This is a genomic window from Enterocloster sp. (genome assembly GCF_057861365.1).
Map to the genome: position 1 here is coordinate 58,775 of NZ_DBMACH010000007.1, position 21,500 is coordinate 80,274.

General features: G+C 42.1%; 17 protein-coding genes. 6 read left to right on the forward strand and 11 right to left on the reverse strand.

Features of this window, described 5'->3' with window-relative positions; translation table 11 throughout:
- Positions 1 to 59: 59 nt before the first annotated feature.
- From ACZM6M_RS09275 to ACZM6M_RS09325, 11 genes are all read right to left on the reverse strand, one after another.
- Positions 60 to 1,358 (reverse strand): DUF3854 domain-containing protein, encoded by a 1,299-nt coding sequence (locus tag ACZM6M_RS09275; RefSeq protein WP_182436823.1) that lies wholly within the window; start codon positions 1,356 to 1,358, stop codon positions 60 to 62.
- Positions 1,359 to 1,664: 306 nt separating this feature from the next.
- Positions 1,665 to 3,287 (reverse strand): FAD-dependent oxidoreductase, encoded by a 1,623-nt coding sequence (locus tag ACZM6M_RS09280; RefSeq protein ID WP_118542816.1) that lies wholly within the window; start codon positions 3,285 to 3,287, stop codon positions 1,665 to 1,667.
- Positions 3,287 to 3,850, reverse strand: a complete 564-nt coding sequence (gene ahpC / locus ACZM6M_RS09285) for an alkyl hydroperoxide reductase subunit C (protein WP_118542815.1) — start codon at positions 3,848 to 3,850, stop codon at positions 3,287 to 3,289. Before ahpC ends, ACZM6M_RS09280 begins: the two co-directional genes overlap by 1 nt.
- Before the next feature lie 170 nt (positions 3,851 to 4,020).
- Positions 4,021 to 4,278, reverse strand: coding sequence for a hypothetical protein (locus ACZM6M_RS09290; RefSeq protein ID WP_147353368.1), 258 nt, complete (start codon positions 4,276 to 4,278; stop codon positions 4,021 to 4,023).
- 430 nt (positions 4,279 to 4,708) lie between these two features.
- A complete protein-coding gene (locus ACZM6M_RS09295) occupies positions 4,709 to 5,599 on the reverse strand; it encodes a hypothetical protein (protein ID WP_147353369.1) in 891 nt (296 codons plus the stop codon).
- Positions 5,577 to 7,745, reverse strand: coding sequence for a TraM recognition domain-containing protein (locus ACZM6M_RS09300; protein ID WP_182438940.1), 2,169 nt, complete (start codon positions 7,743 to 7,745; stop codon positions 5,577 to 5,579). The genes ACZM6M_RS09295 and ACZM6M_RS09300 overlap by 23 nt, the downstream gene beginning before the upstream one ends.
- Positions 7,746 to 8,216: 471 nt before the next feature.
- Positions 8,217 to 9,380 (reverse strand): N-acetylmuramoyl-L-alanine amidase family protein, encoded by a 1,164-nt coding sequence (locus tag ACZM6M_RS09305; RefSeq protein WP_489490216.1) that lies wholly within the window; start codon positions 9,378 to 9,380, stop codon positions 8,217 to 8,219.
- A gap of 165 nt (positions 9,381 to 9,545) precedes the next feature.
- Complete coding sequence (locus ACZM6M_RS09310) at positions 9,546 to 9,734, reverse strand: hypothetical protein (RefSeq protein ID WP_118542810.1); 189 nt, start codon at positions 9,732 to 9,734, stop codon at positions 9,546 to 9,548.
- Between the two features lie 14 nt (positions 9,735 to 9,748).
- Entirely contained in the window at positions 9,749 to 10,354 is a 606-nt protein-coding gene (locus tag ACZM6M_RS09315) for a hypothetical protein (RefSeq protein WP_489490218.1), read from the reverse strand.
- Positions 10,354 to 11,496, reverse strand: coding sequence for a hypothetical protein (locus tag ACZM6M_RS09320; RefSeq protein WP_489490220.1), 1,143 nt, complete (start codon positions 11,494 to 11,496; stop codon positions 10,354 to 10,356). Before ACZM6M_RS09320 ends, ACZM6M_RS09315 begins: the two co-directional genes overlap by 1 nt.
- 989 nt (positions 11,497 to 12,485) lie before the next feature.
- The gene (locus ACZM6M_RS09325; protein WP_489490222.1) at positions 12,486 to 13,442 is read right to left on the reverse strand and encodes a MerR family transcriptional regulator; all 957 of its coding nucleotides are present in this window, start codon (positions 13,440 to 13,442) and stop codon (positions 12,486 to 12,488) included.
- A gap of 569 nt (positions 13,443 to 14,011) precedes the next feature.
- On the opposite strand from ACZM6M_RS09325, the gene ACZM6M_RS09330 reads away from it, so the two are divergent.
- The 6 genes from ACZM6M_RS09330 (at position 14,012) to ACZM6M_RS09355 (ending at position 21,357) form a co-directional block, all read left to right on the forward strand.
- The gene (locus ACZM6M_RS09330) at positions 14,012 to 14,302 is read left to right on the forward strand and encodes a hypothetical protein (RefSeq protein WP_118721341.1); all 291 of its coding nucleotides are present in this window, start codon (positions 14,012 to 14,014) and stop codon (positions 14,300 to 14,302) included.
- A 46-nt stretch (positions 14,303 to 14,348) separates the two neighbouring features.
- On the forward strand, positions 14,349 to 14,888 hold the full coding sequence (locus ACZM6M_RS09335) for a hypothetical protein (RefSeq protein ID WP_489490223.1): 540 nt from the start codon (positions 14,349 to 14,351) through the stop codon (positions 14,886 to 14,888).
- A gap of 246 nt (positions 14,889 to 15,134) precedes the next feature.
- Positions 15,135 to 16,340 carry a DUF6094 domain-containing protein gene (locus ACZM6M_RS09340; RefSeq protein WP_489490303.1) on the forward strand — a complete coding sequence of 402 codons (1,206 nt, stop codon included), beginning with the start codon at positions 15,135 to 15,137 and terminating at the stop codon, positions 16,338 to 16,340.
- A gap of 14 nt (positions 16,341 to 16,354) precedes the next feature.
- A complete protein-coding gene (locus ACZM6M_RS09345) occupies positions 16,355 to 19,552 on the forward strand; it encodes a DEAD/DEAH box helicase (protein ID WP_489490225.1) in 3,198 nt (1,065 codons plus the stop codon).
- A 13-nt stretch (positions 19,553 to 19,565) separates the two neighbouring features.
- Entirely contained in the window at positions 19,566 to 20,075 is a 510-nt protein-coding gene (locus ACZM6M_RS09350; protein ID WP_489490226.1) for an LPD16 domain-containing protein, read from the forward strand.
- Positions 20,068 to 21,357 (forward strand): peptidase associated/transthyretin-like domain-containing protein, encoded by a 1,290-nt coding sequence (locus ACZM6M_RS09355; protein WP_489490228.1) that lies wholly within the window; start codon positions 20,068 to 20,070, stop codon positions 21,355 to 21,357. The genes ACZM6M_RS09350 and ACZM6M_RS09355 overlap by 8 nt, the downstream gene beginning before the upstream one ends.
- The last annotated feature ends 143 nt before the right edge of the window (positions 21,358 to 21,500 follow it).

Here is a 21,500-nt window from a genome sequence, read left to right on the forward strand (position 1 = left end):
GAGAAAAGGTTCATCCTATTAGCAAAACACTAATGAGATGGACCTTTCATTGAATTCTCTTAATAAATGCAGTATTGAGGTGCTCCCCCGGATGCCAGAAGATCATCAATACCTTTTCCATTTTCTTCTTTCCAGTTTGCAATTACGACTGGGATGCCAGCGGTTTTTAGTCCGTCTGCCAGTGATTTTTCGCACGATAAAACCCGCTCATTATGAAGCTTGTCTGCATCAAATGCAACAACAACCATTTTCATTCCCAGTTCTTTCATTTGAGAAAGGACACCGTCATCTAAAATAAGAGAATAGGAATTGACCCCGGGAAGAGTTACCACCGGAGTCGATAAGGCGTTGGATGCAAATAGTCCTTTTGGCTCACCCTCCGTGATGTACCAAAGGGAGGATGTTTTGGCAAAAGGAAGGCCGTAAAAACTGCATTGGTTTGCAGCCGCGCAGCCCTTTTTATAGATGTTGGCCAATATTCCACGTGTTGCAGCCTGAGAATCCTGATAGTAGGAAGCCAGGGTTCTGTATTTTCCTTTTTGCGGGAGAAATTCTTTCTCTCCTCCAGGGGTTACAAAGTAAACTCCCTTCATGCTGATGAAATATTTTTTACCTTCGGCATAGTAGAAACGATCCTGGCCGGAAGTGATCACGGTTGCATCAATGTCAGAAAAATCTTTCCGGATCCGAAGACGAAAGGTGTTCCCATCGAGGTCATACATCGGAAATACCAGTCCACTTGGGCCGGCAAAGGTCCACTGCTCTCCTTTTAAATACGCCCCGGGAATTCCTTCGAGTGAATTTGATCCAAATTTCTGTAGAATTAGATCTGCAAGCCTGACTCTGGTTATATTTCTGGTGCGGTATCGGTTATGGTACTTTACCCGCAGGCTGTCCTCTTCTGGAAATGATACAATATGATGCTTTTCAATCAGTTCATCCGTCCAACCCTGGCTATGAAGATAAGCCTTGTGTGCCGGGTCAAGGATCAGAAGATTTTGCATATAGGTGTAAATACTGCTGCAGTTTTCATTGTTTTTGGGCACAATCTGATCAACCGGTTTCAGTTCCCTTTTTTGTGGTTTTGAAATATGCGAATAATTCATTCCGGTTTTCTTTTTCCGGAGCAGTTCGTACTGAGTGCGTTCTTCATAGATGGAACTGCCGGAACCTTTTGCGCTTCCGATGAACACATATTCCTGGCCATCGGAACCGATCATATTGCACTTTTCTTTATCACGCTGGCAGCAGATGAGCTCACCACCGTAATCTTCCGGTGTCCAATAGCCACACCAGTCTTCATGCTGACAAATGGGGCATTTTCTGGCCCTGCTTACCCCTTTCCATGCATCGCTCATGTTCTTCTCCTCCTGTAAATATGATATTTGTTTGCTTTTTACCGCCATGTAGCGGAGTATGTCAGTCCTGCTGACGCATATGATTGCCTGTCGGCATCATTTTCGCATAAAAAAGGGCATATCAATCCCGGATGAGATCGTATGCCTTTCACATAGCGAATTATATTTGAAAAAAATGAGTACCGTTTTATTATATCTGCTTCACAAATGCTTGTCAACAGCGCTGAAACCCTGTTCGGCGAAGGGAAAGCCTTTGAAAGGACTGCAAGTTAAACACTCATGGGAAGGTTAAGAGATGCAGACCAGTCAGATTAATTCCAATATCTGTTGGATGTTCTTTTTGCCAAATGAGGTTTTATCCTGATTGATAATCAGACAGGGAACGCTCATAACATGATATTTTTCTTTTAAATCTGGAAAATGGGCAATATCATATACTTCAGCCGTTACGAGAGGGTTTAGGGAAGCAATCCTCTGTGCGGCCGTCACAAGATCCGGGCACATGGTACAGGAAAGTGATACCAGGACCTGCAGATGAACGTTATGCTGGATTGCCAGTATTTTTTCTCTTATTACAGGATCAAGTGGCTGCCCAGGCCCTGCAGCATTATATAATCCCAGAATAAAGGACGTAAATTCATGCCCTCCAGGGACGCCGTGAAAAGCCAGCCCTGTCTGCTCTCCGCTTTCGGTTAATACATCCACAAAAGGAAGCGAAGCACCGGTCTCTGCAGAAGGGACGCGTTCGTGCACAGTCAACTTATCTGTATATTTTGCCAGTTCTGTCATATAATTTTCTAATTCCTGGCTCACGGGCCGGGAATCCAGATGCAGCTCAAGCTGCAATTTCCGTTCCATTTTGGCAAATACCGTATTTAACTGGTTTATGATATCCTGTGAGAAAAAACTATTTGAGGATTTTACATCTGGCGCGGCACCTTTTTTAACCGCCTGTTTTGCATGGATACCGGTTCTTCCCTGCATGGCAGCCGCATATTTTTCCAGCTCCGTAGCGGCGGTAGCACCATCTCCCACTGCCGTTACTACCTGGCGCAGATTTTTCTGGCACACATCACCGGCTGCATAAATTCCTTGGCAGCTGGTCTGCCGGCTCTTATCGGTTATCACATATCCATGGGGATCCAGATTTACCAGTTCTTTTACCAGTGATGTGTTTGGCTCATAACCTGCAAATACAAACACTCCGAACGTGTCATTTGCAGAATCAAAGAGAGTTTCCTTTCCGGTATTTCTATTTCTGTAGCAGATCCTGCGCAGCATGTGGTCACCCTCAACACAAATAACTTCGGTATTTGTCAGGACGGTAATCTTAGGATGATTTTTGGCTGCTTCTGCAACAGCTTTTGCGCAGGAAAAATCATCGTCTCGGATCAAAATGGTCACATGGCTTGCGAATTTGGTGAGGAATACACTCTCTTCTGCCGCTGCAAATCCTCCGCCGATTACAAAGATTTCTTTCCCGTAGAAGAATTCTCCGTCACAGGTTGCACAGTAAGCTACTCCATGACCGCGGAACTCTGCCTCACCTGGAAAGCCGATCATTCTTGGATGGGCGCCTGTTGCAAGCAGAATTCCAAAGCTTTGGAAGCTGTCCTTGTCTGTAGTGCTTTCCCAGAGTTCTGCTCCGGATGCAGTTTCTTCTTTTTTTAGCGCAGTAACTTCCCTTAATAGAAATTCAGCTCCAAAAAACTCGGCCTGTCTGCGCATGGTTTCTGTCAGTGCTCTCCCGCTGGTTTTCTCAATGCCTGGATAATTTACCACTTCATCAGTGATGGTGACCTGGCCGCCGAATTTCTCTTTTTCAAGGATAAGGACACGATAGCGGGCACGTGCAAGATATAATGCGGCGGTCAGTCCGGCCGGCCCTCCGCCGATCACTACTACATCATAGAAATTTTCCTTTTCCATCAGAGCATACCTACCAGATCAAGGCTTGGTTTTAAGGTTTCTGCACCAGGTTGCCATTTGGCCGGGCATACTTGATCGCCATGTTCTGCTACGAACTGGCATGCCTGAAGGCGGCGAAACAGTTCATCCGCATTACGGCCAACATTGCCCGCATTTATTTCGTATACAACGATTTTTCCCTCTGGATTTACGATGAAGCTTCCTCTCTCGGCCATTCCATCGGACTCAATCAATACCCCAAAGTCCTTACATAATACATGAGCGGGATCGGCCAGCATTGGGTATGCGATCTTACCAATTCGCTCAGAGTGATCGTGCCATGCTTTGTGTACGAAATGAGAATCTGTAGAGACCGAATAAACTTCGCATCCTGCTTTTAGAAACTCTGGATATTTGTTCTGAAGATCTTCCAGCTCCGTAGGGCATACAAAGGTAAAGTCTGCCGGATAGAAGAAAAAGAGACTCCATTCTTTCATGATATCGTTTTTGGTTATGGTTTTAAATTCACCATTCTGATAAGCCTGAACAGAAAAATCATTTATTTCTTTGTTGATCATTGACATCTACGCAGTCCTCCTTTATGGAGTAATGGTTCCCAGAAGCACATCAAGTTATGCGGAGACCGCGCTGCAACAATGACGTTTGCATAGAGAAAGGCATCAATCTTATGGCAATCAGAAACAAAAAAGACATACAAAGTCCATTGGGCTTATATGTCTTTTACCTGCAGCTCCTAAAACCAATCTGTTACGATATGGTACGGATCCATGGTTTCTGCAGTGATATAGTATTCGCCGGTTGCAGGGACAGGCTGCCCGTCCGGGCCGATGATCTTTGCATCAGCACTTATTTCTGCCAGGGGAAGTAAGGTTGTGCAGGGTTTGATTAAGCACAGTGGGTTGTTCTCAACAATTTTGTATAGATACTTTCTTTTGTCCCCGAACCGCTCTACCACAACGCCGGCTCTGGGACTTCTTAAGGTCATTTTCATATTCATATCCTTCTTAAGGCCAGTATTCCAGAAAAGATCATGCTCCGAATGATACACGCAGTGGTGGGCCATTTGTCAGGCATGATCCTGCTTCACCAATTCTATCATTATTTGCGAGTTGCATCAATACAAAAAAGAGGCATTAAACACTGTGAAGAACACCAGGCCTTCATCGTCTATCACCACATTGCCGTGCATGGACGAAAACAGAAGGAATCAGCGATATTTAGTATTGCGATGGGTACAATACTGCGTTAGAACGGTTTCCTGTGCTAAATCATCAATAGCCTGGTCATATGGGGATTTGTTCTGTACAATGCAGAAAAGAAGCGTTGCAAGAAACAAGAAAAGTAAGAAACATATCAAATACATCGTAATTTTTGTCCTCCTGTGGTATTGAAACGGTTACTGATTTAAGCTTCGATCTTTCTTAGGTATCAGAAAGTGCCAGGCACTCCATATGCCCATTCGTGAATTGGTATAAGTGTTTAAGAAGTGGAATTTCTGGGTTCTTCAGCGAAGCATCGGTGCTAAAGAGTAAAGGTGTTTTAAAATGGCTGGTGTCCAGAAAGTGGTTCAATTTCCTTGCATCATCTAAAGTTTCGGCGATCACTATGCATGTCTGATAGGAAGTGGCATTTTGACGATCCAGTTCCGCTTTTAATGCCTTTTTATTTGAACGGTAGGGAAATACTAAGATCTGCCCCTGCAAACGCGTCTTAAGGCAGATATGGGGAATAGATGGGGCATTCTCAATGGCCTGCGCAAGGAATATCTGGTGATTGCTTCTCAGAATATTGATGCAGGCGCTATTGCGGACCAGAACTGTTAAAATTGTGGATGGATCATTTGCAGTACGGTTTGGAAAATGATCAAAAATTCTGGGATGCGGGAATAATAATTCCATTAATTTATTTGTAAATGAGCTTAACTGCAGGATAGACGGTCCGCTTGCTGTTCCGCCGCGAAATATGGAAAGTGGGATCAACAATCCTTTGCGTATCAGAGCATGGATGGGGTTTCGATAGGGATTACCGTTTCCGTCGGAAAAACGCTTGAATCTGTTTTCACACCCACAAAACAATAGAAAATCTCTTACCTGAGATGCGGTACAATACTGCAGCTCATAGACTATGGATAGGATGAGCAGTTCCAGATCCGACAATTCATTTTTTGTGATGGATTGCCATGCTCCTGATGATCTAGGGACCTGAATGGATTTAATGGTTGTGGTGCTATCAAATCGAAATGGGGAATAGGACATGGTATATGCGGTGGTATTCGCGTTCCTTTCATTTTCATTCACCGAAGAAGATGCCATCGGTGTGTTCCGTGGGGGTTATGATATGGGTCGGCTCTACTGGCGTTTGATCTTCTGCATCTGAGACAGCTTCAGTTGTTTCTGTGGTCAGATCCGTCTGGACCTGGGGTTCTGGAATGGATTTTTTATTTCCTGCGAGGAAATAATTTCCTGGTTTGCCTGAAGAAAAATACCCGTTTGATGATATGTGGGCAACGCTGAATCGTTTTTCAAAAACGGATGGATGCAACGGTCCTGGCATGAATGGCTCCCATTCGATCTTTAGTCTTGGGGCGCTCTTCTCTCTCGGTTTGGGCAGAAAATTCACTTTTCCCCTAAAGGGATAAATGGGTGAAGAATTGTTTACGGAAAAGAATATAACTTCCTGAAAGCCCAAATACCGGAATACCGTGCCAGAAAAACGTTCGGATAAGGTAGGTGTAGAGCGCCTGGAATATGAGTAAGCCGGTAGCTCTGCGGTGATTGCTGTTTCCGTAACAGTTTCCTGTGTGACGTGTTCCAGGGTCTCGCCAGCCATTTTGGAAAAGATATCCATTTCCGTGGTGCTTACGCGTCCAAATATGATCTGGTGTGCGCAGTTACCGAGCATGATGCTGTCAAGCTGTATCTTCTTTACCTGATCCAGTGTCTGGATGGCACAGATGACAGCAACCCGGTACTGGCGGAACAGTGTGAAGAAACTTTGCAGTTTCGGATGCAGGAGCACAGGAAGCTCATCGATGTAAATAAAATTTTTGATACGGTCATTTTCTGATCCAGGACGCCTGAGGACGGCCGTTTCATAGGAAAGCAGGAAAAACAGGCCAAAACCGGTTGCCACAGAATCGCCTCGCTCAAGGGCATAATTTAATATGATGATCTCACCGTACTCCAGGGCTTTATCAATATCAACGGTCTCTTCTGCTTCAAAAACATCGCGGACCAGAGGATCATTTAGGAAATTGTTGATCAGGTTTCGCAGACCATTGCAGCGATCGTACATATTTGCTTTATTTTCGCCCAGAAGATCATTGTTGATGGTTGTGTATACCTGTTGCCACTGCCCTACATCTACAATCTCAGCAACCTGTTCTGTGCGGTCATTTCCATTGCTTCTGAGGCTGTGAACGGAATAGTGCTTAATAAGTGCATCCAGATATGGACGGCAGCGGCTACAGTCGTTGATCAGGTTCTGCACATCGGATGCTTTGGGAACCTGCCCGGGGTGCACCAGATGATAAGTCAGCATTAATAGTTCTGCTATGCTGACAGTTACTGTTTCATTGAGACTAGAAAAATATGGATCGGATACTCCTGACTGGTCATAAATGGACTGGACTACGGTAGCGAAATTGGAGGCCTGGGCTGTGATGGTGGTTGCCAGTGCCTTTCCGGTCAGTGACGGATCGATTTTAAAAGGATTGAAACCGGTGAACCCTTCTTTGTGTTTCCCATCTTTTAAAATCGGATCAATTCTATGGATCTTCAGTTTGCGATTTTTGGCCATATAGTAGCACTGATCTGCCCATGTAGCATTGGGTGCTACAACGGTGATGCCGGCGGATTGGGAGTCAAACTTGAGATGCCGGTACAGCTCTTTTCTGCTGTTGTTTTCTTTTTCAATCTGTCTGTCTGTATTCGGGTTTTCTAACAGAACCGGTTCAAAGTAATTGATGGAAAAATCGGTTTCCTTGAATGGAACACAAATCCGTAATTTCCCCTCTTTTAGAGCTGCATAACAAGTTCTTTTCTGATAGTCCTCATTATATACTTTCTGATCAAGGTCGTCTGCAATGGCAACAGTGAGCACACTGGATGTTTTCGCGGTGCCGGTTGTACCGTCGCAGTACATATGCAAAAATCGGTCCAACTCTTTTACAATAAATTGGGATCCCGTTGAAAGATAACGGACTGCTTTAAAATCATAAGCAAATTCTTTGGATTTCCGGAAATCTATGTAATGATCGAGTTTAAACCGATCGATTTCATCCAAGACTAGGTCCGAAGAAAATGTGCCATATAATTTGCATCCGATATAGATGGGAATAAGAGGCGGAAGTCCGGCAAATAGGAAAATGCCCAGTTGCATGATCATATCCTTGCCGATGTACTCTCCCACCGGAATGACTGAGAGAAAACGAATCAGGGGCGGATAAAGGCTGCTCATTATGAACTTCTGAATGATTATAAGGTCATTCAATGTTAGGAGGATGAGGCTTCCATATTTGTACAAACGGTAGTTCCAAAAAACATATCTGGTAGAATACATCCAGATAAACGGAGGCATAAATAGCCAGAAAAGTGCCATTATGAGTGATAGTAAATGATTTCCTAAGTAGTGATTGGAAAGATTAGAAATAGAAATGATAATAATAAATAAATTTATTATTATGTTGAGAAGCAAAAACGCATAAAATACACCAACCAGAGCGGGGCTCTGGCTATACTTTTTAAAATTCTTCCAGAAATCAGATACGGTTACAGTATCGGAGTCAAAGATATAGTCCTGGTCATCCCCAAATGGTAAGGGCTGGATTTTCCGATTGATGGAATTGTATAACTCGCCTACTTTATCCTGTAGAATTTTAAATATCAAACTGAGCATAAATGATTCCTGCCTTTCCAAGTGAAAATGTGTTTACTGAATGAGACTTCCATCGGCTTGAAAACTATAGGTTTTCCCCTGGATCACTATCGTACTAAGGTTTAGCGTGCCATTATTCTGAAATAGATATATCTTTCCATGGATTTTTTGCCAGCCAGTGACCATGGCCCCGGACTGATCGAAATAATATCTTTGATGATCGATCGTCTTCCAACCGGTTATCATAATGGATGACGCAGGATCGAAGTAGTATTTTTTACATGTTTTTGAAAACCATCCGCGAACTGCTCTTCCATTGTTTTCATCGTGATAAGTCCATTCTCCGCCAAAAGATTGCCAGCCGGTCAGCCGCTCACCGTTTTCGTTAAAAGTGTAGTAGTCTCCGTTTATAAGGTATCGGCCACTTATAAGGTATTCACTATCGTATTCAGAGCGTTCGGAGGAAGCGAGCTTATAGAGCTGCGCATCATTTTTCTTCTGCCAGTATCCTGTATAATAGCCAATATCTTCAGATGATAGATATTTTGAATGATTATAGGCCAGCTCTGCTTTTTTACTGGTATACAGGTATGTTTGGTCGCTGGCTGCTTCGACTTTAAAAATATAATCACCTGGTTTTGAATATAGGATTTCTCTTGTGTTGATAGAGGTTGTGCTGCATGTAAGTTCTTTTCCACGTTGGGTAAGACGACCGTCCTTTTCGATGGTATATATAGTCACATGATATGAGTCGGCATGTTCAACAGGATCCCATTCTGCGACTGTCCCATTCCAACGAAGCTGCTGTGGCTGATTTAAAACCATTGGTAGCGGATAGGAATGTAGGGTAAAACTACAGGATGAGTAATCTGCAGATATAGAGAGTCCCTGTATTGTCCCGGAATCTGAAAGACAATTTCGTTCTTTTAGCCATTCAAAATCATACCCTTTTTTAGCATTAAGAGTAATCCTATAGTCCATATAAGAACCGATGGGTAAATCGCTGGCATCATACATTCCCTGATAAGTGATGGTGTACTCGGAACGGCTGGGCTTAAATGATACTTGATCTGCATTGATTTCGCCCTCTTTTACTTTATAAATTCTCTGGATGCTTACGCTGGTAATCTTTTTGGTATCGGCAGCGTATGTGGGGATTGTCAATATGACAAACATGAATATGAGGAAAATAATGGAAACTGATTTCATTTTTATCATCTTAAAATCCTTTCTCAAATTCAAATTTTTGGCACAAAAAAGCATAACATAATCGGCTGCAGCAATTCTGCAGATTGATTATGTTATGCCGGAAAGCGGTTTTGTAATAAGTATTCTATCATATTAGATTAGCTTTGTAAATTCTTACCTGATCGGAAACACTTATCAACGCTCAAACGATAATTTTTCACTTACCATATTGAATTCGCGAAAAAGCTTTTCACTATCGTCTTTTTTGATAATGGATGTAATGGTGGTTCGGTTGAGACCGCTAATGGCGGTCAGAAGTTCGATCGACTCGCCCTGACGGTGCAGCTTAACAATTGCATCTCGCTTTTTCTTTGTTATATGCATGGTCATCATCCTTTTTATTCTAAGCCAGCAAATGCACTGTTTATGAATATATTATCGGAATTATTTTCCTCGGTAGTTCTACTTGAAACGGTTTCGGTATCCTTATTTTCAGAAACAACTTTTGAAGTATCCTGTTTCATGGAAGACGTTGATTTCGTTATCGCTTCATTGGAACTATTATCAGTACGATTTTCGTTTACCACCGGTACATATGAAGGTGCCACACTACTCTTCTCTTCTCGGACTGTTGATCCGAAAGTAAGCTCGGCTATTTTCATATCCATTTCTGCTTGTGTATAACTAATGGGCGTATCTGTACTGATGGATTGTTCCAGTATGTACTCAATCGTTCTGCGTTTGTTGAGGCTTGCCATTTTTAAATCGTTTTCCCATTTGACAAGTGATTCATTGCCTTTAATGCGGATCTGAAATATTTTTGGAAGCTCTTCAAGGAAAATGTTTTTCGGTGCGTAGCCGATTAAGAGAAATTGCCGCTTGATTGCGTAATTTAGTACGGCAGCGGTCAAGTATGACATTGCTTGACCGCTGCGGTTATGATACCACGTAGCGAAATGTGGCGCATTAGCTGTATTGATGTTGATTTGAATGTAGCTAGCCATTATTTGTACCTGTTTTTGAGCTGTTTATGCAGTCCGATTACAATAGCGTACATTGGAGAAATTTCGGATCCATCATCAGCACGATTTGTTAAAACCACTTTTGTAAGTCCGTGATGTTCAGCCATGTATTTTTTTATGTGAGGATAATATGCGATTCCGGTGCCGCCGGTTATGAACATATTTTCAACGTCATCCAATGAATATTTTCCTTCTAATAGGCTACACAGTTTGATAGCTTCTTCTGCCAAAACTTTTTCGTAGATATCCTTTACATTGATCACAGTTGTGTTCTTACGAACTGCTGGATTACCTTCGCCTCTGGCATGATACTGTACCTGAAGATAACTAAAGTCCTCTCTTCCAGCTTCTTTTACCTTCTCTTCAACATACTTATCAATGTTGTACATTGCATGATCTGTATCACTGAACGCGGTTTCTGGATTGATCGACAGATTCTTTGCCAGTTCAAATAATCCAACTGTTTTATATCCAGCATCCATCATGATACATGGTAAGGCCTTCTTATCAATAGTTAAATTACCGTCTGATGATGCACCTTGGAAAAGAAAAGCTGTGATTACCTGTGCGTTACATAAGAAATTCGCGTTTGAAAGATCCAGGTCAAAATCAAAAGTACAGGATTTGCTGCCACGGCGGATTTTGAAATGATGGCGCTGCTTCAAAAATTCCTTGATCTGTGGCCATTCATTCATGCTGCCATAAGGCAAACCAATACCGATAAAATACTGCAAATTACTGAGGTTTCTAAAAAGATGTTTGTCAACATCTTTTTCAGGGTTATAGACGGTATCATATGCTACTATTGAGTATCCGATTGCTGCGAGTAAACTAATATGGAAAGTTCTGTCTTTAAAACGTTGTTTGTTTCGGTTACTATCAAGTTCTTCAGCATACATTTTTAAATTGGATTTCATACTGATGATTTGATCGATACTGTCACCGAACATGTATACAGATCCCTTGTATTCTATGTAGGTGTTGTCACCATCTGCTACTGATAAAGCATTAATAGAATTGGTGACATCAATCATTTTAGATGAAAAGGCGAGTAAATAGTCGCCAATACAGCACTTAAATTTATCAAATCCGCAGTCAATGCTCAAATATAATTTCTGGTCCATTCGTTTTCCTACTGCCCATCATCTTTTTCTAATTACATAGATGGCAGCTTTTCCTTTCTTTTCTTTTTCATTAACATCAATTTTATTATCATATCTTATCTTTTCGATGCTGTAGAACTCTTGAGTCAATTTATTATTATCAAAAATAATAATGACATTACTATTATATTACTGTGTATTTACGAAAATGTCAATATTATTATCGTCTTATCAATGAACTAAATCTGAATAAGACTCGATGAATGGCGTGAAAATTGCGTGTTAGTGGCATTGCGATTGCGTAAGAATGGCGTAACTATAGCGTGATAATGGCATAATGGTGGCACACAATAATTTCAGCTTGACAGAATGGCGTAAAAATTGCGTGTTAGTGGCTTAAAAATTGCATTTTAATGGCGTTACTGCTCTCCTGCCTTTGATAAAACATAAAAAATAAATTTGGCAGATTCATAAAAGAAAATTTTACTAATACAACAAGCTCACAGGTTTGTTTTCTGAAATGAGCGTGCCGTGATCAATGAAAAGAAATTTATCATAGATAAAATAAATTAATTCACAAAAATGATAATGATAAATAAGAGAAGAAAATCCAACATGGAAAATATGATAAATAAATTATCAATTTTGATAATAAGAATATAATTCGAGAAATGATATAGTAGTAATGACATTATTACTACTATATCGAAACGAGAACGGATAATGAATAAATTTACTATCATCAAATATAATAATAACATTATTATCATAATTAGTGATAATAAATACTTTACATATGCAAAAAGATAAAAATAAATTATTATTATCATAAAGGAAGCCCGATAAATAGCAAACATGTATTTGTATGACTTAAAGAGATGCAAGTTGGAATAAAGAATAATAGAAAATAAAGATGAGAGTAGGAGAGAGGGTGTAATCAAGTAAATAAAAAAAGCAATCATTAAATATGATTGCTTTTATAGGCATATAAATTGTAAGATGGTATCAAGTTAAAGTCCGAATAATCTTGAAAAAAAGCCTTTCTTTTCTGAAGTTTGTTCATCATCATGTGAAAGCTCATCCTTTAATTTTTCGATATATTCGGATTGTTTCAATATGATTTCTTGCGCATCGCTGATAACTTGACTGTTAAGTTCATATGCATCTTTTGAAGACGATATAATATTTTGTGCATCAGTTAACTGTTTTTGCAGCTTGTCATTTTGTTCTTTTAAAATCTCATTCTGCTTTTTTGTCTCGGAGAGTGCAGATTCATAAAACTTCTTTTGATCTAAATAAACATCGCTTACTTGTTGGAGCAGACTTTCTAAAGCTTTTTGATTTCTGGCGTTAACTAAGGAAAATTGATTAATAACTTGTTGATCACGATCGGAAAGATTTTTCTTGTAAAAAGCCAGGACTCGCTTCGCAATAATAGCAATCTGATCATCCTCATTATCGTTGTTATCATCAGCCGGCCCGTTTTCTAAAAGCTTAATGATTTCAGCATTCTGAATTCCCTTTTCTTTATAAGCAAGAATTTGCTTAAGGGTAGCATAATCAGATTCTGAATATTTGAAATTTGCACGTTTAGCATTTGCAGAAGTTGTAACGGCAACAGGATGAATAAAATCGCGGAAAGTATTGATTAAGTATCGCAGATTATTTTCTGGTTTATTTAACAATTTGGCAAGTTGTCCATACGTATATAAGCCATCTATATCGCTCACAATAGGACCATTATGTCCGTCTTGTTCGTTTACAACAGAGCCGTTATGATTATTTTGTTCAGTATCAGTTGAAGTGCCAGTAGAGTAATCAGAAGAAAAATCATCCTGACTATCAGGCTCCGAAGTTTCAGCATTAACATCATTAAAATTCGATTCGGTAGTGCTGCTTAAGTCCTGCTCAGGAAGATTTTCATCTGTTTTCCTGCTGCCCATAAAGTTGTATACTCGTCCTTCCAAAATATCACCTCTTTCATAGTAACAAAGTTTGTTATTACTAAAAATAGTAAAAACACATGTGAAATTATTATTATTATACTAAAGCAAGGTGCAAAAATCAATAAATTAAGTATTGGTAGTTCGTAAATGGAAGGAGAGTGCTTGACGATAGGAAGTCAAAAATTATAATATGACATAAATGAAATTTATATTTATCTGGACGAACTCTTCAACGAAAAAGCTGTTTAATTCAATTACCCATATCCATACTTATAGCAGGTTGATACAAGGTACAGAGTAATGGCCAAATATCGGAGGAATCTTGAGACGTTGTTTTAATTATGGTAAGATAATATTGTACATTATTGGTTATCGAAAACAGATCGTTTGGATCAGGAAGTGTCTGGAGCGTGGCTTTGGCATTAGTGGCAGGAGTAGAATAATTTAAAATGAGTGGGCATTGCCCTGAGATTGATATGATCAGGGGAATGTCTACGGAGAGACTTTCCCTGTTTATATAAAATATTACAGAGAAAGTGAGGAGGATGAATGGATTTTTTTGTAAAACGAAATACGGAGGTGTATGTCAGATGATGGAAGATGAGGCATTACAGGTAATACAGAAAATGAATGTTAAAATAAATGGAACAGAGGATGAAGTAAAGAAAGTTTACGGAGCGCTGGAAGTTGCAAAGAGAGCACTCAAAAAGGGAATAGAGGCTCATCCACTTGGAGCCTTGCATGATGTAAAAAAAGGTACGCTGTATACATGTTCCAGTTGTGGTACCCGTTTGGGATGGGGACCAAATGCAGCGAGACTGGCGAATTATTGTCATGGATGCGGTCAAAAAATCGACTGGAGGGGCACACCTAGAGAGTAAACAATACAGCATTTTAAAATATTATGCCTAAAGGGAGACACGAAAAATGATATTAGAAAGAGAACAGAGAGCGTCCGATCTTGCGACAAAAGCAGACAGAGATATAAGCCCAAAGCTTACAGATGAGCAGTATCATGCTCTTCTGTATTATACATTTAAAGCCGGTTTTAAGCATCCGGCGCAGCTGCTGGAAGCGTTTGTTGGTGATTTAAGTGGATGGCACAGAAATGGATCGGATGAGGAGGAACTTGCAGGCGAATGGTTTTCGCGGGCTTATAGTGGAATGGGCGGTAGTGATTCATTTCTTTACTACCTCTATGACCACCAGGTAGATATAGATGAGCTTGAACGGATTGCGGTTACGTTTGATCACGATCCAGAAGAGGTGTATGACGAAGATCCAGAAGAAGACTACAGGGAGACTTATGGGGATATCTATCCTTATGATTGGTATGAAGATTACCTGATGGATGTTCGTGATGAAATTGATGCTGACCAACGGGAAACCTGCGTGAAACTGATACGTTACCTTCTGGAGAACCAGGTAGACGGCTGCATTGACTGGGGTCATATAGATTTTCGATAGCCACAACCGATTTTGACAGGAAAAGAGGATGGTGGCTGCCTGAAATTTCTAATACCAGTGCGGCATATTCCAAGAGACAGAATTATCGGAAGCCCTCACTTCATATTTATAAGAAATTGAAGTGGGGGTTGGTAATTCATCAGGATATGCAGCGAGTATGTTGCCAGTTTCGATATTGCAATCTTAGAATTGCTTTGTTATAATAATTTCATTAGATTATTTTTTTCAAAGATACCGCTTTTGGCGGTGAGTGAGCCCATATGGGCCTTTGGAGGGAATAGTCTATTTTTTTATATTCAAATCCCGGTTAGCGATAACTGGGATTTTTTTATTTTAAGACTATTCCAAAAGGAGGAAACGGTGATGGAGCAAATCATCAAACAGAATACGTTCTCAAGAACGGTATTTAATGACAGTAAGCTTGGCGCTTACTACACGGATCCGGTGCATGCCACTAAAATAGGAAGGTTGTTCCGATTGCAGGGAGAATGCTGCGTTTTGGAACCATCGTTTGGTAATGCAGAAGCACTGAAGGCGTTTTTAAGTCAGTGCGAGAGGGCAGATGAAGTCGGTTCTGTCCATACATTTGGTGTGGAACTGAATCGGGAAACCTTTGAGCAGTATAAGCAGGAGATTGAATTTCCAGTATGTGCAGATTTCATTGGCGGGATCCGGGCATCGAACCGGTCATTTACATTGTGTTTTGCCAATCCGCCATATGGCGTAGGCGGAGATGATGGATCAACAAGACTAGAAAGGCTCTTTGTTGAACGCATCTTCCAGTTAATGAAAACGAAAGGATATCTTGTCTTGGTTGTTTCCCTTACCACAATGAATCTGGATGAATTTGCAAAGTCTCTGCTGGCAAGGTTTAAGCCTGTGGCCTTCTATCGTTTTGACGATGAGGAGTTTGCGAAATACAAACAGGTGGTTTTCATTGGTCAGAAGCGTGCATCGATCGGGCTATACCGGAAAGAGTACGAGGAGTGGATGAGTACAAATCCTGGGGCACCGCTTGAGAATATTCCGTACATTCCCAAAGACCCAGATACACGCATGGAAGTTCCCGTATCGCTGGAGAGTGAGATTGAGCTCTTTACAACGAAGGAATTCGATGAGGCAATTCTGCTTCATAATACGAGTGCATTGGTGCCAGTGCTTAAAAAAGCTCTGCAGACCAACGAATATCAGTCGGTTGGCCTTGGAAAGCCAATTGTTCCGCTGAAAAAAGATCTGCTGTATCTGTCTGCGATTGCGGGAGGCGGACAGGGCCTGGCCGGAAATGAAGACCGCGGCGATTTACACCTGCAAAGAGGACAGGCAAAGCCAGTTCAGGTCGAAACTCCGGAGATTAATGATGATGGAGATATTCATTCTGTTTTAGTCACAACACGCAACCAGATCACGCTGCATGTGATTGATAATTTCGGGACGATCCGAGAGTTAGCATAGGGGAGGGCAGTGTGATGAAAAACGGAATGATTAGAATCGGTATGTTTGAGGCTTATCTGGAGCGAATGCTGATCCGGGGAATCAGGGCTGCTTACATCAGTTATTTTACCCGGACGTTACAGGAGGCAAAGGCGATAGCAAGTACGATGTGCACCACCGAGCAGAACACAATCTGGCTGAACAAAAACGGACAGGAGAAGCGGTATAACGTGTTTGGCAGCTATAAAGCTTACTATGTGCCGATCATGCGCGGAAAAGAGCGGTTTTATCATGGAGTGATCTTAAATGCAGCGATTGGAAACGATTTGTTCGTTTCAAAAGAAGAAACTGCAGGAGAAGAACTTTATGAAATTCTGATGAAAAAATATCCGCTGCCACTGCTTAAGTGGTGGGGAAAACCAATCCTTTCATATGCACTGAGAGAGGGTCTGATCAATGCTTATTCCAATCGGCTTCATACGGAATGCGTTGAGACGGAATATTCTCTACAGGGAACGGATGACCTGAAAGAAATGCAGATATATGATCTTGTAACCTTTGATTATGAGGCTTTAAAGTCTGCTATCCAGGTCCTGTTTGAGCAAAAACAGATCTGGATCTCAAAGAAAGAGCAGCGCTCGATCAACTTTAACAGCATGGATGAGTATTTTCGACAGTACGGATCGACGCTCGTGGAAAATCTTGAAAATCTGCTGAGCCCGGAAAGCGAACTGAAAGGTGAGGTGGATGCATTTACCCTAAACTCTATCCGACTTTACCCTCAGCAGGCAGCCATGGTGAATGGTGTTACCACGCACCTCTTAAATGGCGCAACTTTTTCCATCATCTGTGAGGGGATGGGCACAGGAAAGACAGCGCAGGCTGCTGCAATCTGCGAAAGCTATTTTGTGCAGAAGGAAATGCGACGCAGCCATAGAGCACTCAAGGATATTTATATGGATGAGTCCCTGGTAAAATACAGGAATCTCGTCATGTGTCCTGGTCATCTCCTTGAAAAATGGAAAGGGGAGATTGAGCGCCAGATTCCATATGCAAAGGCAACGATCGTAACTGATTTTTCTCAGCTGCTGGAGCTTAGAAAGCGCGGAAGTCAGAGGTTTGGAAAAGAATTTTATATCCTCTCGAAAGATTTTGCAAAGCTCTCCTATAGCTTGAAGCCGGTACCGAAAAAGGAAATTGCTAAGATGGCGTATATGAAGAAATGCAGGAATCCAGACTGCGGAGTAGAAAATATGCCTGTCCGAAAATGCGTTTCTTGCGGCGGTAAAGACTTTGAGAAAGGGACAACTAAGATCGAGACAATCTATGGAATGAAATGTCCGTATTGTGGAGAGGTGCTTGCTGCCTATACAGCATCTGGCGGAATCTGCGGACTTACAGCCAATGACTTTGCGTATAAAACAGGTCGGAATTCAAACTGCATCTGGTGCGGGGAATCCTTATGGATGCCGCATGTGAAAAACATCGGTGCAAAGAAAATCAGCCCCTGGTACCGGGCAACCTGTTATAGAAACCGGGCCCAAAAAGGAAAGACTACGGTCTGGGTACATAAAGAATATGCAAGAAAGTATTACGCAGAGAATGAGACGGAACCGATATCCGTTTCAGAAAGAGATGGGGTAAGAAAGTATTCGCCTGCTTCGTTCATTAAAAAATACATGAAAGGGTATTTTGACATCGTGATTTTTGATGAATGCCATGTGTGTAAGGACGGAGACAGTGCCCAGGGAAATGCAATGCACTGCCTGATCAAGGCAACGAAGAAACAGCTTGCACTGACTGGAACCATCGCTGGCGGAAAGGCTGAGGATCTTTATTATCTGATTTACCGGCTGGCACCGTGGAAAATGATATCAAAGGGGTACCGCTGGACAGATGTTGCGAATTTTTCCAAGCAGTATGGAAAAGTGGAGCAGCGCTATGAATATGCAGGATCTTCCTCGGATGAGGAACTTGCGGAGAAAGTATCTGCCCGCGGCCGGAGTTTATCGTCACCAAAGACAAAGCCGGGAATCAGTCCAACGATCTTTACAGACTTTTTGCTGGACTGTGCCGTTTTTCTGGATCTTTCGGACATGTCATCCTATTTACCGGATCTAAAGGAGATGGTTGTGACCGTTCCGATGGCAAGAGACGTGGCCAGAGATCATTCCATTCTGGTGTCAAGGCTGACTTCATACGCCAAAAGAAGAGAAAGAGGTGGATTTGCGTTACTCAGCCAGGCATTACAGTATGGGCTTTTCTATCCGGACATGCCATATGGCAATGAAGAGATCCGTAATCCGGTCAATGGAGACATTCTGATTAGAGCTGCTCAGCACGATGAATACCGTTCGGGAGAAATACTGCTTCCGAAAGAAGAAAAACTCATTGAACTGATAAAATCAGAGCTTTCGGAAGGCAGAAAATCTGTAGTATTTGCTGAATGCTCTGGAAAAAATGATTGGAACGTCACACACCGGCTCAGAGATATTTTGGAAGCCGCGGGGATCTTTGCCGTTGTTGTGGAAGCGGAGAGCCCGGGAGCATTAAAGCGGGAAAACTGGATTCGTGAGCGGGCAAAAGATGGCGTGGAAGTATTTATCACCAATCCAAAGCTCATCGAGACAGGAGTTGATCTGTGCTGGACGGAAGGCGGGAAGAGGTACAACTATCCGACCCTGATCTTTTATCAGCTGGGGTACAGCCTTTTCACTGTCTGGCAGGCTTCCAGGCGTCACTACCGGATGAACCAGACCATGGAATGCAGAACGTACTATATGGCTTACGAAGGAACCGCACAGGCGAAAGTGATTGAGCTGATCGCGGAAAAGCAGGTAGCAACGGCAGCTATTCAGGGAAAGTTCTCCGTGGAAGGAATTTCTGCCATGGCAGAGGGTGTTGATGCGAGAGTTGCATTGGCATCAAGCCTGGCGGATCAAGATGTAAAGTCTGGCAATGCCCTGCAAAAGATGTTTGATGTGCTTCACAGCTCGGACAAACAGGCTGAGGCGTATGTGACGATGCAGGTATATGAAGAGTTGCTTGGAAAAGAAGAAGTAGAGCGACGCAGAAAAGCAAAAGAAGATGAGATGTTTGAAAATCTGTTCGGCCAGTGGGATGAAGATTTTATGGATCTACAGGAGCCGGAAAACGAGGAACCGGCAGTGGTAGTGCCACAAAAGCAACCCATGGCAGGTATGGCAAATTTTTTTTCGTTGTTTGATTTCTAAAAAGGAGGACGTTATGGACCGATTTAAAAATGATAAGGCGGATGAGACACGCATGATCCGCTTCATTGATCCGAATTACCGGGAACTGTTTCAGATTCCGGATGGTGCGTATGTAGAGGTGAAGTATCCGAACAGCACAGTCATTGTGGCCTGCGGATATATGGATGAGTATCATCTGCGTTTTGGCAGTGAAGTTTACCATATCTGCGAACTGGCAGAACGTCTGGAACGATGCCAGGCAACCTGTACTCCGGAGCCGGAGATTACGGAAGATGAGTGTGCCTGGAAGCTGGGTAATAAGGGCTATTTATATGTTCAGGTTTCGGAAGATGGCTATGATTACCAGTTATACCATTCCGATTTTTCAGAATGGGATGGTGGCCAGGTGGATATGGACGGCACCATGAATGAAGCCAAGAGGATGATTCTGGAAATGTATGAAATGGATACGCAGACGCATGAGCGTATCTCAACAGATGAACTGGAAAATTCAGTAGAAGAGAAAGGGGAAATATATGAGTAAAATGATGATCGTTGCGGCTACCAGCGAAAAAATGTTGGAACTGATGGATAAGATCACGATTGAAGAGGGGGTTATCAGCTTTCTGGCCAGTAATAAGGCAACGGCAAAAGGTTACCCGTGCATGTTTTCGGTAGAGGGAAAAACGACCACTGCCAGCGTGAAGTTCGAGGCCAAGATCAAAGGACTTGATGAAAAGGGCGAGATGATGCCGGTTGAGAAAATTTCGGTTTATCTGCCGGCGCGGTTTGCCGGTTCGGTCAGAGCCGTTGCGGAGCAGACCGACATTGTATATATGCAGTTTGAGGAAAAGCAGGTGACACTGCTTTCCCAAAAACCAGCTATTCAGATCCCGGTAAGCTTCGTGGAAGAACCGACCAAGGTGAAAAATCCGAAAACGGATGCATTTAGCATGAGCATTCCGTTGGAGAAAATCTCACAGTATTTACCCCACATGGCAACTACAAAAAGTGGGATCGGCTTCCTTCCGGTATTATCCGGAGAGGGCCCGATTTTGAAAATGGCATCCACGGATCGCCAGAACACGATGTTAACGGTGGATTTATCTCCAACAATGGTCCGTTTTGAAAGTAAAGACCGGTCTGAGGTGAAAGAGGAAGATTATAAACCTTATGTAGATGCAATTTCGACCTATCTGACGATCCAACCGGGAACACTGATCAAGATTCTGGCATGCAACAAAAGCTATAATCAGCTCGGTATTTCATTCCAGTTTGATGAGGAGCACAAAAACATCATTGGTATCGCTCTTAAGTGGCCGGATGCGATTTATCAGCTTCGCTTGAATATACAGAGCGCTGTTGATAAACGGATGTATGAAGCGGCTTTCAGAAATACGGAAACCGTGCAGTATGAATTTCAGGCCAACAGCAACAGTTTAAGACGCGCGCTTAGCGTTATGAATGCAGGTGCCCAGAAGGTTGATACGGTAAAAGTTTCATTTGAAGGACAGATGATGAGCATCTCGGACATGAAGAATGATAACTTTGTATCAGCTATTGATGTCAAGACGACTGCGGAAAGCGGAGCGTGCTTTTATGAAAAACTGTCTCTGTTTATGAATTTTCTGAAACCGTATACGGAAGATGTGAAAATTTATAAGGGCTGGTGCATCTGGACCAAGGATGATGAAAACCATTTCATTCATCTGGTAACGCTGCATACAGGACCGGGCAGTCAGCCGACAAAAGAGGAAGAAGATCAGGAAGAGGAAACACAGGAAGAAGAAATGGAAGAAAGTTCCGAAGAAAATTCCAATAAGTAATTTGTTTGTTTATGGGAAAGCTGCTGCATCTGCGGCAGTTTCCCATGAATTTCTGGCTGTTCTGCATATATCCAGTATCCCAACCAAGTTGGGGTACTGGATATGGGCAGGAACTGTTCATAACCAATAGAAAAGATGAAGGA